Source organism: Acidovorax sp. GBBC 1281 (assembly GCF_028473645.1).
Lineage (GTDB): Bacteria > Pseudomonadota > Gammaproteobacteria > Burkholderiales > Burkholderiaceae_C > Paracidovorax.
This window is the reverse complement of sequence record NZ_CP097269.1, coordinates 1249192-1263706: the sequence shown is the minus strand read 5'-3', so window position 1 is coordinate 1263706 and position 14515 is coordinate 1249192. Positions and strand designations below refer to the sequence as shown.

11 protein-coding genes and 2 pseudogenes are annotated in these 14515 nt (G+C 67.5%); 10 read left to right on the top strand and 3 right to left on the bottom strand.

Annotated elements, in window-relative coordinates; translation table 11 throughout:
- Positions 1-271: 271 nt before the first annotated feature.
- The gene (locus M5C96_RS05690) at positions 272-706 is read left to right on the top strand and encodes a VirK family protein (RefSeq protein ID WP_272567773.1); all 435 of its coding nucleotides are present in this window, start codon (positions 272-274) and stop codon (positions 704-706) included.
- A gap of 142 nt (positions 707-848) precedes the next feature.
- On the opposite strand, the gene M5C96_RS05685 is transcribed toward M5C96_RS05690, so the two are convergent.
- Positions 849-2336, bottom strand: a complete 1488-nt coding sequence (locus M5C96_RS05685; RefSeq protein ID WP_272567770.1) for a cellulase family glycosylhydrolase — start codon at positions 2334-2336, stop codon at positions 849-851.
- Between the two features lie 252 nt (positions 2337-2588).
- Here M5C96_RS05685 and ggt point away from each other — a divergent pair, with 252 nt between their 5' ends.
- Entirely contained in the window at positions 2589-4400 is a 1812-nt protein-coding gene (gene ggt / locus M5C96_RS05680; protein WP_272567769.1) for a gamma-glutamyltransferase, read from the top strand.
- 142 nt (positions 4401-4542) lie between these two features.
- On the opposite strand, the gene M5C96_RS05675 is transcribed toward ggt, so the two are convergent.
- The gene (locus M5C96_RS05675) at positions 4543-5901 is read right to left on the bottom strand and encodes a glycerate kinase type-2 family protein (protein WP_272567768.1); all 1359 of its coding nucleotides are present in this window, start codon (positions 5899-5901) and stop codon (positions 4543-4545) included.
- A gap of 84 nt (positions 5902-5985) precedes the next feature.
- On the opposite strand from M5C96_RS05675, the gene M5C96_RS05670 reads away from it, so the two are divergent.
- The 7 genes and pseudogenes from M5C96_RS05670 to M5C96_RS05640 all read left to right on the top strand — a co-directional run.
- Positions 5986-6651: a GntR family transcriptional regulator gene (locus M5C96_RS05670; protein ID WP_272567766.1), complete on the top strand. Its 666-nt coding sequence runs from the start codon at positions 5986-5988 to the stop codon at positions 6649-6651.
- Between the two features lie 7 nt (positions 6652-6658).
- The gene (gene puuE, locus M5C96_RS05665; protein WP_272567764.1) at positions 6659-7642 is read left to right on the top strand and encodes an allantoinase PuuE; all 984 of its coding nucleotides are present in this window, start codon (positions 6659-6661) and stop codon (positions 7640-7642) included.
- 5 nt (positions 7643-7647) lie between these two features.
- A complete protein-coding gene (gene uraD, locus M5C96_RS05660) occupies positions 7648-9423 on the top strand; it encodes a 2-oxo-4-hydroxy-4-carboxy-5-ureidoimidazoline decarboxylase (RefSeq protein ID WP_272567763.1) in 1776 nt (591 codons plus the stop codon).
- Positions 9420-10664, top strand: a complete 1245-nt coding sequence (locus M5C96_RS05655; protein WP_272567762.1) for a M20 family metallopeptidase — start codon at positions 9420-9422, stop codon at positions 10662-10664. Before uraD ends, M5C96_RS05655 begins: the two co-directional genes overlap by 4 nt.
- 212 nt (positions 10665-10876) lie before the next feature.
- Positions 10877-10978: pseudogene (locus M5C96_RS05650) on the top strand (IS5/IS1182 family transposase); the annotation flags it as partial.
- Between the two features lie 67 nt (positions 10979-11045).
- A complete protein-coding gene (locus tag M5C96_RS05645; RefSeq protein WP_272563777.1) occupies positions 11046-12140 on the top strand; it encodes an IS630 family transposase in 1095 nt (364 codons plus the stop codon).
- A pseudogene (locus M5C96_RS05640) lies at positions 12137-12988 on the top strand (IS5 family transposase); the annotation flags it as partial. The gene M5C96_RS05645 and the pseudogene M5C96_RS05640, both read left to right, overlap by 4 nt.
- A gap of 18 nt (positions 12989-13006) precedes the next feature.
- Here the strand turns inward: M5C96_RS05640 and M5C96_RS05635 are convergent.
- Positions 13007-13282 carry a hypothetical protein gene (locus M5C96_RS05635; protein ID WP_336297883.1) on the bottom strand — a complete coding sequence of 92 codons (276 nt, stop codon included), beginning with the start codon at positions 13280-13282 and terminating at the stop codon, positions 13007-13009.
- Between the two features lie 74 nt (positions 13283-13356).
- Between M5C96_RS05635 and M5C96_RS05630 the strand changes: the two genes are divergently transcribed.
- Entirely contained in the window at positions 13357-14442 is a 1086-nt protein-coding gene (locus tag M5C96_RS05630; protein WP_272569564.1) for an IS5 family transposase, read from the top strand.
- The last annotated feature ends 73 nt before the right edge of the window (positions 14443-14515 follow it).

Here is a 14515-nt window from a genome sequence, read left to right as displayed (position 1 = left end):
GCCATCTCCTTGGGGTGGATTGAAGGGATCGGAAACCGCCCCCGCCGGCAGCGCGGCGAGCGGACGACCCGCCGAGTATGCATGGCCGCCATGGCCCGCACGGCGCGCCTGCCTCATACCCCAGGCAGTTTGTCCGAATATCTTTCGGACATTTACAAAAATGCTTTTTGGCATACAAATCCGGGCGATTTCCCTGCCATGGCTTGGATATCATCGCCACGCTTGAATTTTCAAGCCGAGATATTCAAAACCATGAATGGAGGTTTTTCCAATGCAACGCCTTGCTGCCGTTTTGCTGGCTTCTTCGTTTTCCCTGATGGCCCTTCCGGCCAGCGCCAGAAGCCGGCTCGATAATCCGGCCGACATCCAGCAGGCGCTGGCCGCCGGGGACGCGGTATCGGTCACCATCGACCTCTCGCTGTGCACCCCCAACTCCGCCAACGCCACCCCGAGCCGCACGCGCGGCGGCCTGCGCATCGAGGCCTACCGCATCGTCGAAGACGGCACGCTGTCCTTCAGCGACGCCCATTTCACCGTCGCCCGCGACGGCCTGCCGATCCAGCAGCTGCTGCGCTACCAGGTGCGCCCGGACGGCACCATCGATTTCACCATGTTCGTCTTCGACCTGCCCGGCTACCAGCAGCGCGCCGAACCGCTGGCCTACCGCTGCGCGATCAACCAGGGCCTGCGCTTTCACGCCGATTAATCCAACCAAGGATTGACAAAGCACACCGCCCCGCCGATCCAAACGATTGGCGGGGCGGTGCAGGGTGATTTTAAAACCGCTGCCGCCCCATATTCAGGGTGGCATTTTTTCGGATTATCGAAGCCGTTGAAGGCCCGCCGCGTCAGCGCGCCGCGCAGAAACCGAATTCCGCCTTCGCGCCCGGGGCCAGCGTCTTGTTCCAATCCACGCCCGAAGCGTGGAGCGTGCTGCCCGATTGCGACCACACGGCGTTCCAGAGGTTGTTCACCGTGCCGGTGATGGTCAGGTCCAGGGCCCAGTCGCCCGCCGCGCCGCCGGTGTTGGTGACCTGCACGCGCTCGCAGTAGCCGGTGTTCCATTCGCTGTCCACGATGACCTGGGTGCTGAAGCTGGCGCCGCCCGTGGGAGGGGTGGTCGGCGGCGTGGTGGGCGGAGTCGTCGGGGGCGGAGTCGTCGGGGGCGTGGTTGGAGGGGTGGTGGGCGGTGTGGTCGGCGGCGTCGTGGGAGGGGTGCTGGAGCCGTCGCCCCACAGGCGCTGGAGCAGCGTGACCTTGTCGGTCCGCACCGTCGTCCAGTCGTCGTTCAGGATGCCGCCCGTGTCGCCGCTGTTGGAGTTCCACGACCAGTAGAAGCCGCTGCGGATGCCCTTGCCGATGAGGTAGTCCACCAGCTTGTTCTGCCAGGCCACGTCGCGGGCATCGCCCTGGCCGAACTTGCCGCCGAACTCGCCCAGCAGCACGGCGTGGCCGGCCTGCACGAAGCGGCCGAAGTGCTGCTCCCAGATGGCGGGCATGTTGTCGGGGAAATTGGAGGCGCCGAAATACGGCTGGCCGTACACGTCCGGGCCATAGGCGTGCGGGGCGAGCAGCAGGCGGTCGGCCGGAATGTTCAGCGGCGTGCACTCCAGCGGCTCCAGGCTGCCGCCCCACCAGTGGCCGCCGCTGCTGGAGCAGCTGGGGTTCTCCGCCACGCCTTCCACCACGATCAGCCAGCGGGGCGCCACCTGCAGCACGGCGGCCGAGGCGCGCTCGGCCGCGCGGTTCCAGTCGGTGGCGGCATTGCCGGTGCCCCAGGTGGCGGCGCCGTGCGGCTCGTTCTTGAGGTCCAGGCCGATGACGCCGGGCACGCTGGCGTAGCGCTGCGCGACGAAGGTCAGGTCTGTGATCCACTGCTGCTCGCTGTACGAGCCGGTGTACCAGAGCTCGGAGATGCTCTGGCAGTCGGGCGTGTGGTGGTCCAGCAGCACGTACATGCCGCGGCTGCTCAGCTCGTTCACCACCTTGTCCAGCACCTGCAGCGCGCTCAGGCCCTGCAGGTCGGCGTTGCGGCCGTAGTCGATGCTGTTGGGCGGCGTGCCGCGCAGGGTCTGCGGGCAGAACGGCAGGCGCACGGCATTGAAGCCCTGGCCCTGCATCTGCGTGATCATGTCCTTCCAGTTGCGCGCCCACAGCCCGTGGACCACGTTGGTGTTGGTCTCGAAGCCGAACCAGTTCACGCCGCGCAGCTGCACGGCATTGCCGTTGTCGTCCACCACCTTGCCGGCATTGATCGCATAGCTCCAGGACAGGCTGCTGGCCGCCAGCAGGCAGCCGCCCAGCACGAGCTTCTTCAGTAAGGATTTCATCGCCATGTCGCACCTCCGTGGTTGAAAGGAAGGCCCGCCGGAGGGCCGTGACCACGGCCAACATTCTTCCTGGCGGAAACCGGCTGACATGCTAGGGCCAGAGTTCCCTGTCAAAGTGCAACTTTTCAGCGCAGACGTTCGCAAATGCAAATGGGAGGTGCGCCGACAGGCGCTGCCGCAGGGAAGCGGCAGGCAACTTCTCTACACTCGCCACGGCGCCGCCGCTGGGCGTCCACCGATTCATAACGAGGAGAGAGCATGAACCCCATCCAACGCACGCTGCTGGCCAGCAGCCTGGCCCTTGCCCTGGCCAGCCTGGCTGCCTGCACCAACGTGCCCACGGCCGGCCCCGGCAGTGCCGAGGGAGCGCCCGCCGCCGCGCCGCAGGCCGTGCAGCAGACGGCCGCGGCCCGCGCCGCCAGCAATTCCTACGATTTCGACATGGATGTGTTCCACCCGGTGGTGGCGCGCAACGGCATGGTCTCCACCGAACAGGAGCTGGCCTCGCGCGTGGGCCTGGACATCCTCAAGGCCGGCGGCAATGCGGTGGATGCGGCGGTGGGCGTCGGCTTCGCGCTGGCCGTGGTGCTGCCCAATGCGGGCAACCTGGGCGGCGGCGGTTTCATGATGGTGCACGACGCCAAGACCGGCAAGGACGTGGCGCTCGACTTCCGCGAAGTGGCGCCGCAAAAGGCCACCCGCGACATGTACCTCGACGCCAGCGGCAACGTGGTGGACGGCAAGTCGCTGTACACGCCCTACGCCGTGGGCGTGCCAGGCACGGTGGCGGGCATGGAGCATGCGCTCAAGAACTGGGGCACGCTGCCGCTGTCGCGCGTGATCGCCCCGGCCATCGCGCTGGCGGACAAGGGCTTTCCCGTCAGCCTCACCCTGGCCAAGACGCTGCACCAGGAAAAGGCCAACATGGGCAAGTGGCCGGCGACGCGCCAGATCTTCTGGCGCGGCGACAGCCCGCTCAAGGTGGGCGACCGGCTGGTGCAAAAGGACCTGGCGCAGTCGCTGCGGCTCATCAGCCAGCAGGGCGCCAAGGCGTTCTACCAGGGTCCCATCGCGCGCCGCATCGCCGCCGAGATGGCGCCCCACCCCGGCGCTCTCACGCTGCAGGACCTGCGCGACTACAAGGTGGTGGAGCGCGAGCCGGTGCGCGGCACCTACCACGGCTACCAGATCGTGACCATGCCCCCCCCGTCCTCCGGCGGCGCGCACCTGGTGCAGATGCTGAACATGCTGGAGCAGTGGCCGCTGTCGCAGTGGGGGCAGAACAGCGCGCAGACCATCCACTACATGGCCGAGAGCATGAAGCTCGCCTACGCCGACCGCTCGGAGTACCTGGGCGATCCGGACTTCGTGAAGATCCCGCTCAAGGGCCTGACCTCCAAGGCCTATGCGCAGTCGCTGGCCAAAGGCATCAGCCCCACCACGGCGCGCCAGGCCAAGGACATCAAGCCCGGCCAGCCCCAGCCGTACGAGAGCGACCAGACCACCCACTACTCGGTGGTGGACAAGGCGGGCAACGCCGTGGCGGTGACCTACACGCTCAACACCAACTTCGGCAGCGGCATCGTCGCCAAGGGCACCGGCATCCTGCTGAACAACGAGATGGACGACTTCTCCGCCAAGCCCGGCGTGGCCAACACCTACGGCCTGGTCGGTGGCGATGCCAACGCGGTGGCGCCCAACAAGCGCCCGCTGTCGTCGATGACGCCCACCATGGTGCTCAAGGACGGCAAGCCCATGCTCGTGACCGGCAGCCCCGGCGGCGCGCGCATCATCACCACGGTGCTGCAGACCATCGTGAACACCATCGACTTCGGCATGAACCCGGCCGAGGCGGCCTCGGTGCCGCGCGTGCACCACCAGTGGACACCCGACGAGCTGCGCGTGGAAAAGGGCCTCAGCACCGACACCCTGTCGCAACTGCAGGCCCGCGGCCACAATATCGCCGTGAAGCCTTCGATGGGCCGCACGCAGACCATCCAGTTCCACGACGGGCTGCTGTACGGCGCCTCCGACCCGCGCAACCCCGACGGCGAGACGCTGGGCTATTGACGCTGGGCTGCCGACCCGCGGCGTTCCCCGCCCTGCCAGGCCGCGCTCCGCAAGGGGCGCGGCCTTTTTTCATGGGAGCGTGGGCGCGGGGGAAGCTTCAGGCCAAAAAGGCCTGCAGCGCATATTCCACTAGGGCATACCGCTATTGAATCAATAGCACCCTGAAATCGTTCACATTGGTGTGCGTGGGCCCGGTGACCACCAGATCGCCCAGCGCCGAGAAGAACCCGTAGGCGTCGTTGCGGTCCAGGTGGCGGGCCACGGCCAGGTCGGCCGCCCGGGCCCGTGCCAGGGTGTCGGGCGTGACGATCGCGCCGGCGTTGTCCTCCACGCCGTCGATGCCGTCGGTGTCGGCCGCCAGCGCCCACACGCCCGGCTGTCCCTGCAGCGCCTGCGCCAGGCCCAGGCAGAACTCCCCCGCCCGGCCGCCCCGGCCCCGGGGCACGCCCTCGGTGCGCGGGCGCACGGTCACCGTGGTCTCGCCGCCCGACAGGATGACGCAGGGGCGCGCGAACGGCTGGCCGCGCTGCGCCACCGAGCGTGCCAGCGCCGCATGCACGCGGCCCACCTCGCGCGACTCGCCCTCCATCTCGTCGGACAGGATGTACGCCGCCATGCCGGCCGCGCGCGCCGCCGCCGCAGCGGCCTCCAGCGACTGCTGCGGCGCGGCGATCAGGTGGACCGCGTGGCCGGCGAAGGCCGCGTCGCCGGGCTTGGGGGTCTCCAGCGCACCGGCCTGCAGCGCCGCATGCACCGGCGCGGGCAGGTCGATGCGGTATCGCGCCAGGATGTCCAGCGCCTCGGCGCAGGTCGTGCCGTCGGGCACCGTGGGGCCGCTGGCGATCACGGCGGGGTCGTCCCCCGGCACGTCGCTGATGGCCAGGGTCACCACGCGGGCCGACGCGCAAGCGGCCGCCAGCCGGCCGCCCTTGATGCGCGACAGGTGCTTGCGCACGCAGTTCATCTCGGCGATGCCGGCGCCGCTCTCCAGCAGCGCGCGGTGGATGCGCTGCTTTTCCGCCAGCGTCAGGCCCTCGGCGGGCAGGGTGAGCAGCGCGGAGCCGCCGCCCGAGATCAGACACAGCACCAGGTCGTCGGCCGTGAGCCCCTGCGCGAGCGCCAGCATGCGCTCGGCCGCGGCCAGACCCGCCGCATCGGGCACGGGGTGCGCGGCCTCCACGATCTCCACGCGCTGCGGCAGCCCGGGCGGCCGCTCGGGCACATGGCCGTAGCGGGTCACGACCAGGCCCGACAGCGGCGCATCGGCCGGCCACAGCGCCTCCAGCGCGTGCACCATCGAGCCGCCCGCCTTGCCCGCCCCGAGCACCAGCGTGCGCCCGCGCGGCGGCGGGGGCAGGTGCGCGGCCAGGCCATGGGCCGGCAACGCGGCGTGCACGGCCACGTCGTACAGATGGCGAAGGAACGCGGCCGGCTGGCTGGCCGGCGGCGACACGGGCAAGGCCGGCAGGCCGGCGGCGGCAGGGGTCTTGGGGGTGGTCATCCCCGGATTCTGGCCGAACAGGTAGGCACCACATCGTCCACCAAAACTGTATACACGTTGCCGGGCCACGGCTATCATGCGCCGATGGAAACCTCCACCACCAGTGCCATCGTCGGCGACCTGACGCGGGCCATCGTCGAGCACCGGCTGCTGCCGGGCGCCAAGCTGGCGGAGCAGAAACTGGCCGACCATTTCGGCGTCTCGCGCACGCTGGTGCGGCAGGCGCTGTTCCAGCTGTCGCAAAAGCGGCTGGTGCACCTGGCGCCCGCGCGCGGCGCCTTCGTGGCCGCGCCCTCCGCCGACGAGGCGCGGCAGGTGTTCGCCGTGCGCCGCATGCTGGAGGCCGAGATGACCCGCGCCTTCGTGCGCGAGGTCACCCCCGCCCGCATCCGCGCCCTGCGCGAGCACGTGGCCCGCGAGAAGGCCGCCGTGGACGGCGCCGACGTGCAGGACCGCACCGAACTGCTGGGCGACTTCCACGTGCGCATGGCCGAGCTGATGGGCAACCAGGTGCTGGCACAGATGCTGCAGGAGCTGATCTCGCGCTGTGCGCTCATCACGCTCATGTACCAGAGCGCCGACGAGGCCGCGCACTCGCACGACGAGCATGCCGAGATCGTCAAGGCCCTGGCCGCGCGCGACGAGGAGCGCGCCGTACGCCTGATGGACGCGCACCTGCTGCATGTGCAGGACAGCCTGATGTTCGACCGCAAGCTGCCCCCCAACGACATCTCCATGGCTCTTTCGTGAGGACCCGATGACCGCCGCCCCGATCTACGACGCCACCCTGCCCTACCCCCGCGACCTCGTGGGCTACGGGCGCAATCCGCCGCACGCGCGCTGGCCGGGCCACGCCCGCATCGCCGTGCAGTTCGTGCTGAACTACGAGGAAGGCGGCGAGAACGCCGTGCTGCACGGCGATGCCGGCAGCGAGCAGTTCCTGTCGGAAATGTTCAACCCGGCCAGCTACCCCGACCGGCACATCAGCATGGAGGGCATCTACGAATACGGCTCGCGCGCCGGCGTGTGGCGCCTGCTGCGCGAGTTCGAAAAGCGCGGCCTGCCGCTCACCGTGTTCGGCGTGGCGACGGCCCTGCAGCGCCACCCCGACGTGACCGCCGCCTTCATGGAACTGGGCCACGAGATCGCCTGCCACGGGCTCAAGTGGATCCACTACCAGAACGTGCCCGAGGCCGTGGAGCGCGCCCACATGGCCGAGGCCCTGGCCATCTTCGAGGCGCTCACGGGCCAGCGGCACGGCGCACTCGGCACGCTGCACGGCGCGGGCTGGTACACCGGCCGCGACAGCCCCAACACCCGCCGCCTGGTGGCCGACCACGGCGGCTTCGCCTACGACAGCGACTACTACGGCGACGACCTGCCCTTCTGGATGAAGGTCGGCCGCACCGACGGCAGCACGGCCCGGCAGCTCATCGTGCCCTACACGCTCGACTGCAACGACATGCGCTTCGCGCTGCCCCAGGGCTACTCGCACGCCGACCCGTTCTTCCAGTACATGAAGGACACGTTCGATGCGCTGTACGCCGAGGGCGACCCCGCCGGCGACGACCGCCCCAAGATGATGAGCATCGGCATGCACTGCCGGCTGCTCGGGCGCCCGGGCCGCATCACCGCGCTGCAGCGCTTCCTGGACCACGTGCAGCGGCACGACCACGTGTGGGTGTGCCGCCGCATCGACATCGCACGCCACTGGGCCGAGACCCATCCCTGCCCGGAGTGAACGCCATGCCCCTCACCCTCGAACAACTGAATGCCGCCGCCCCCGAAGAGGCCGCGCGCCTGCTGGACGGCCTGTACGAGCATTCGCCGTGGATCGCCACGCAGGCGCTCGCCGCGCGGCCCTTCCGCTCGCTCGCGCAGTTCAAGCACGCGATGGTGCGCGTGCTGGCCCAGGCACCGCGCGAGGCGCAGCTGGCCCTGGTGCGCGCCCACCCGGAACTGGCGGGCAAGGCCATGGTGGCGAACGCGCTCACGGCCGCGTCGGCCCGCGAGCAGGGCACGGCCGGCCTCACGCAGTGCACACCCGAAGAGTTCGCGCGCATCCAGCAGCTCAACGCCGAGTACAACGCACGCTTCGGCTTCCCGTTCATCCTCGCGGTGCGCGGCCCGCGCGGCACGGGGCTGCCCCGGCAGGACATCATCGACACCTTCGCGCGCCGGCTCACCAACCCACCGGACTTCGAACTGGCCGAGGCGCTGCGCAACATCCACCGCATCGCCGAGATCCGGTTGAACGACCTGTTCGGCTTGTCGCCCGTGCTGGGCAACGGGGTGTGGGACTGGCAGGAAACCCTGGCGCAGCACAGCGACCCGGGCTTTGCCGAGAAGGGCCAGCTCACCGTCACCTACCTGACCGATGCACACCGCGCCTGCGCGCAACGCATCAGCCACTGGATGCGCGACTGCGGCTTCGACGAAGTGGCCGTGGACGCGGTGGGCAACGTGGTGGGCCGCTACCACGGCGCCACGCCCGATGCGCCCCTGCTCATGACCGGCAGCCACTACGACACCGTGCGCAACGGCGGAAAATACGACGGCCGGCTGGGCATCTTCGTGCCCATGGCCTGCGTGCGCGAGCTGTACCGCCAGGGCCAGCGCCTGCCCTTCGGCATCGAGGTGGTGGGCTTTTCGGAGGAGGAAGGCCAGCGCTACAAGGCAACGTTCCTCGGCTCGGGCGCGCTCATCGGCGACTTCGACCCGGCGTGGCTCGACCAGAAGGACGCCGACGGCGTGACCCTGCGCGAGGCCATGCAGCATGCCGGCCTGTGCATCGACGACATTCCGAAGCTGAAGCGCGACCCGGGCCGCTACCTCGGTTTCGTCGAGGTGCACATCGAGCAAGGCCCGGTGCTCAACGAACTGGACCTGCCCCTGGGCGTGGTCACCTCCATCAACGGCAGCGTGCGCTTCGTGGGCGAGATGCACGGTATGGCCAGCCACGCCGGCACCACGCCCATGGACCGCCGCCGCGATGCGGCTGCGGCCGTGGCCGAACTCATCCTCGCGGTGGAGGCGCGTGCCGCGCGCGACGGCGACTCGGTGGGCACCGTGGGCCTGCTGAACGTGCCCGGCGGCTCCATCAACGTGGTGCCGGGCCGCTGCCAGTTCAGCCTGGACCTGCGCGCGCCCACCGATCCCCAGCGCGATGCGCTGGTGGCCGACGTGCTGGCCGCGCTGCAGTCCATCGCCGCGCGGCGCGGCCAGCACTACACGCTGGAAGAAACCATGCGCGCCGCCGCCGCGCCCAGCGCACCCGCGTGGCAGCAACGCTGGGAACGCGCCGTGGACGCACTGGGCGTGCCGGTGCACCGCATGCCCAGCGGCGCCGGGCACGACGCCATGAAGCTGCACGAAATCATGCCGCAGGCCATGCTGTTCGTGCGCGGACTGAACAGCGGCATCAGCCACAACCCCCTGGAAAGCACGACCAGCGACGACATGCAGCTCGCCGTCGACGCCTTCTCCCATCTTCTGAACCAACTGGCCACCGAAACCCCATGAGCAGCACCTACCAATCACTGGACGCCTGGATCGACCAACATTTCGACGAAGAAGTGCGCTTTCTGCAGGCGCTGGTGCGCGTGCCCACCGACACGCCGCCCGGCAACAACGCCCCGCACGCCGAGCGCACGGCCGAGCTGCTGCAGGCCTTCAGCTACGAGGCCGAGCGCCACCCCGTGCCCGATTCCGAGGTCAAGGCCTACGGCATGGAATCCATCACCAACCTCATCGTGCGCAGGCCGTATGGCGAGGGCGCCACCGCCGCGGGCGGCCGCACCGTGGCGCTCAATGCCCACGGCGACGTGGTGCCGCCCGGCGAAGGCTGGACGCACGAGCCCTATGGCGGCGAGATCGTGGACGGCAAGATCTACGGCCGCGCCACCGCGGTGAGCAAGAGCGATTTCGCCAGCTTCACATTCGCCCTGCGCGCCCTGGAGGCCGTGGCGAAGCCGACCAAGGGCGCGGTGGAACTGCACTTCACCTACGACGAAGAGTTCGGCGGTGAACTGGGCCCGGGCTGGCTGCTGCGCCAGGGCCTGACCCGGCCCGATCTGCTGCTGGCCGCCGGCTTCAGCTACGAGGTCGTCACGGCGCACAACGGCTGCCTGCAGATGGAGGTGACCGTGCACGGCAAGATGGCCCATGCCGCCATTCCACACACCGGCGTGGACGCGCTGCAGGGCGCGGTCGCGATCCTGAACGCGCTCTATGCGCAGAACGCCCGGTACCAGCAGATCACCTCGAAGGTGGATGGCATCGAGCACCCCTACCTGAACGTGGGCCGCATCGAAGGCGGCACCAACACCAACGTGGTCCCGGGCAAGGTCGTGTTCAAGCTCGACCGCCGCATGATCCCCGAGGAAAACCCGGCCGAGGTCGAGGCAAACATCCGCCAGGTGATCGCCGAGGCGGCCGCGGGCTGCGCCGGCATCACGGTGGACATCAAGCGCCTGCTGCTGGCCAACGCCATGCAGCCCCTACCGGGCAACGCCCCGCTGGTGGCCGCGCTGCAAAAGCACGGCGAGGCACTCTTCGGCCAGCCGATCCCGGCCATGGGCACGCCGCTGTACACGGATGTGCGCCTGTACGGCGAGGCTGGCATTCCCGGCGTGATCTACGGCGCCGGCCCGCGCACCGTGCTGGAGTCGCACGCCAAGCGCGCCGACGAACGCCTGGACCTGGAAGACCTGCGGCGCGCGACCAAGGTGGTGGCGCGGACGCTGCACGACCTGCTGGGGTGAAGAGAGGACGGCGGCTCGCCGGTCAGGGCATGACGGCGGAGTCGGGCAACCGGGGGCAGTCAGTGCATTCGGGCGGGATGTTTTCGAACACCGCATCCCGCCCGACCTGCACCGCATTCACTGGTGGATTGAGCCACCAGTAAATCTCCCCGTTGAGCCAGAGATCGGCTTTGTTGCACAAATCGCGATGCTGATGCCCGTAGACTGACTGCGTGACAGAGACGAAGAACAGGCAGCGGAGCAAGTACCGCACGACGAACTGGAAGGCGTACAACGCGGCGCTGAAAGCGCGAGGCTCGTTGACGATGTGGCTAGTGTCCTGTCCCGTTAATTCGCAGGCACGATAGCTGCATGGTTTCGGGCCATCCTTGAGGTGCCGCCATGCCCAATGCAACGACCCGAACAGAAATTGCGCTTAGTGAAGTGGAGCGCGCGGAACTGACGTCCATGGCGCGATCACGTTCGCTGCCAGCGGCGTTGTCGCTCAGGGCGCGCATCGTGCTGACTTGCGAAGGCACAGATAAAGCCAGCACCGCGGTTGCGCAGGCTCTGGGGATCAGTCGTAGCACTGTCACCAAGTGGCGCGGGCGCTATGCGCGCCATCGCATTGCAGGGCTTTACGACGAGTTGCGCCCGGGTCGCCCCCGCACGGTAGATGACGAGCGTGTTGCTGAGTTGATTACCAAGACGTTGCACACCAAGCCTGCTGATGGGGGTACCCACTGGAGCACCCGCACGCTGGCCGCCGATACGGGCATCAGCAAGAGCACGGTGGCGCGCTATCTGCAGACCTTCAACCTCAAGCCGCACCGGGCCGACAGCTTCAAGCTGTCGACCGATCCGCTGTTCATCGAGAAGCTGCGCGACGTTGTGGGGCTGTACCTGAACCCACCTGACAACGCGCTGGTGCTGTGCGTGGACGAGAAGAGCCAATGCCAAGCTTTGGAGCGTACGCAGCCGATGCTGCCAATGGGGTTTGGCTATGTCGAAGGTGTCACGCACGACTACGTGCGCCACGGCACCACCACCTTGTTCGCGGCCCTGAACGTGATGAATGGCCAAGTGATCGCGCAGTGCCGGCCCCGGCATCGTCATCAAGAGTTCCTTGCCTTCCTGCGCGCCATCGACAAGGCAGTGCCCGACGAACTGGATGTGCACTGCATAGCTGATAACTACGCCAGCCACAAGCATCCAAAGGTGCGCGCTTGGTTGGCCGAGCGGCCTCGCTGGCACATGCACTTCGTTCCGACCTATTCAAGCTGGCTCAATCAGGTCGAGCGCTTCTTCTCGATCATCACCACGCGGGCAATCCGCCGTGGCTCGTTCACCAGCGTGAAGGATCTGATCAACAAGATCGACACATTCATCGCGAATTACAACCAGTCCTGCCAGCCGTTTACTTGGACAGCTACAGCAGACTCCATCCTCGAAAAACTCGCCAGACTATGCGGGCGAATTAACGGGACAGGACACTAGATGAGGGCATGCAGTGGTTTGGCACGCCGACCGGCAGGCGTGGACGCAGCCGAACCTTCTCGGACGCAGCAATCCAGTTCTGCCTGAGCATCAAGTGCCTGTTCGGCCAGCCCTTGCGACAGGCGCTGGGCATGGTGCAGAGCCTGCTGCGGCTGGCAAAGCTGGACTGGCCGGTACCTGACTTCAGCACTGTTTGCCGGCGCCAAAAGACCTTGCAGGTCGAACTGAGCTACCAGCGAACCAACTCGCCGCTGCAGTTGCTGGTGGACAGCACCGGCATCAAGTTCCTGGGCGAAGGAGAGTGAAAACGCAAGAAGCATGGTGCTGAATACCGGCGCGAATGGCGCAAGGTCCATCTGGGCATCGACGCGCAGACGCTGGAAATACGCGCCATCGAGGTGACCAGCAACGCCATTGGGGATGCGCCGATGTTGCCCGGGTTGCTGGCTCAGATTCCCACTGACGAATCCATCGAAAGCGTCAGTGCCGATGGCGCCTACGACACGCGCGCCTGCCTGGACGCCATTGCCGAGCGGCACGCGATGGCGGTGATCCCGCCCCGCAAGAACGCCAGCCATTGGAAGAAGTCGAGTCCGGGCTCGGCGCATCGTAATGAGGCCATTCGGGCGTGCCAGCGCCTGGGTCGCGGCATTTGGAAGAAGTGGAGCGGCTACCACCGGCGCAGCCTTGTGGAGACGAAGATGCACTGCTTCAAGCGACTGGGCGAACGGGTGATCGCGCGCACGTTCGACCGCCAGGTTGTGGAGCTGCATGTCCGCGTGGCCTTGCTCAATCGGTTCAGTCAGATCGGCCGTCCTCACACCGTGTCGGTGACTGCTGTGGCATAGGTCCGTCTGGGGTTGGGGTCATGCCGTCTGCAATTCGATTTGTGCAACAGCGCCCCAGAGATCCACCACCTCGCTTTCGCCCAACAGGGTTTCCGGCTGGATACGATACAGGCGGATGACATGCGGATAGTGCATATCCCAGTGCGCAAGTCGCTGCAGCCATGAGACTTCGTAGTAATCCAGTCGATAAACATGCCGAGGGCTGAAGTGGCTGCGATCGTATCTTGGGGAAAGTGCATGCCAAAGGGCACATGACAGTAACAACACTGCCGCGATCCACAGGGTTTTCTTCAAGGGGCTAAAGGGAACCTCTCAAAACCCATCCGGTCCCTTGTTGATCGAGAATGCGTGCTCCATCCTTTGCCATGATCACTCCCCGTAGCGCCCTGAAGTTCGACCTGTTCGCTGAGGCCTCGCGCCAACACAAGAGAGATGAGGTGGGCGATCCGCTGCAGGTGATCGCGCGGCACATCGACTTCGCAGAACTGGCCCGGCTGGTGGATGCCTTGATCGAACGCGGGGGTGGCCGCCGGGGCGGTCGGCCCGCCTACCCCACCGAGGTGATGGTGCGCATCCTGGTGTTGAAGCGGCTGTACAACCTGTCCGATGAGCAGATGGAGTATCAGTTGCTGGACCGGGGGAGCTACCAGCGGTTTTGCCTGTTGCAGGATGCGATGAACGTGCCGGACCGCAACACGATCTGGCGCTTTGGCGAGCGCCTTGGCGTGGGCGGGGCAACGGCCTTGTTCCAGGGGGTGGATGCCCAACTGCAGCGCCACGGCTACATCGCCCGGGGCGGGCAGGCCATTGATGCCACGCTGGTGCCCGCGCCCCGACAGCACATCGGCCAGCAGGAGCGGCGAACGCTGGCACAAGGCGGGCAGCCGGACTGGAGCCAAGCGCGACGCAGGCAAAAGGATGTGGAGGCCACGCACACGAAGAAGCACGGCAAAAGCCACTTCGGCTACAAGCTCAGCGTGAGCGTGGACCTCAAGCACGGCTTCATCCGCCGCCTCGCCACGGGCACGGCCAGCGAGCACGACGGGCACCACTTCGATGAGGTGCTGGACATGCACAACACCGGGCGGGCAGTGCATGCGGACAAAGCCTACCCGAGCCGCCAAAGGTGCCAGATGCTGAAAGTGCTGGGATTCGTGGATGCGATGCAGCGCCGTGCGCAGGCGGGCCGACCACAGAGCGAATGCCAGAAGGGGCGCAACCAGCGCATCGCAAAGAAACGAGCCAAGGTGGAGCACGTGTTCGCCGGTATCCGCCACCTGGGGGGCAAGTTCGTGCGCACCATCGGACAGGCGCGCGCCACGGTGGGGATGACGATGATGGCCGCCTGCTACAACATGAAGCGACTGGCCTGGTTCCTGCATCGGGGCGTGGATGCTTTCTTCAAGCCCGCCACTGGCAAGGCACAAGTGCGCCTGCAAACGGTGAAAGCCTGAGCCACCGGGCCTGCAAGGCCCCTCATGCACCCAGGCGCAGACCGTTGCTGGGCCTCATCACGCTCAAACGGCT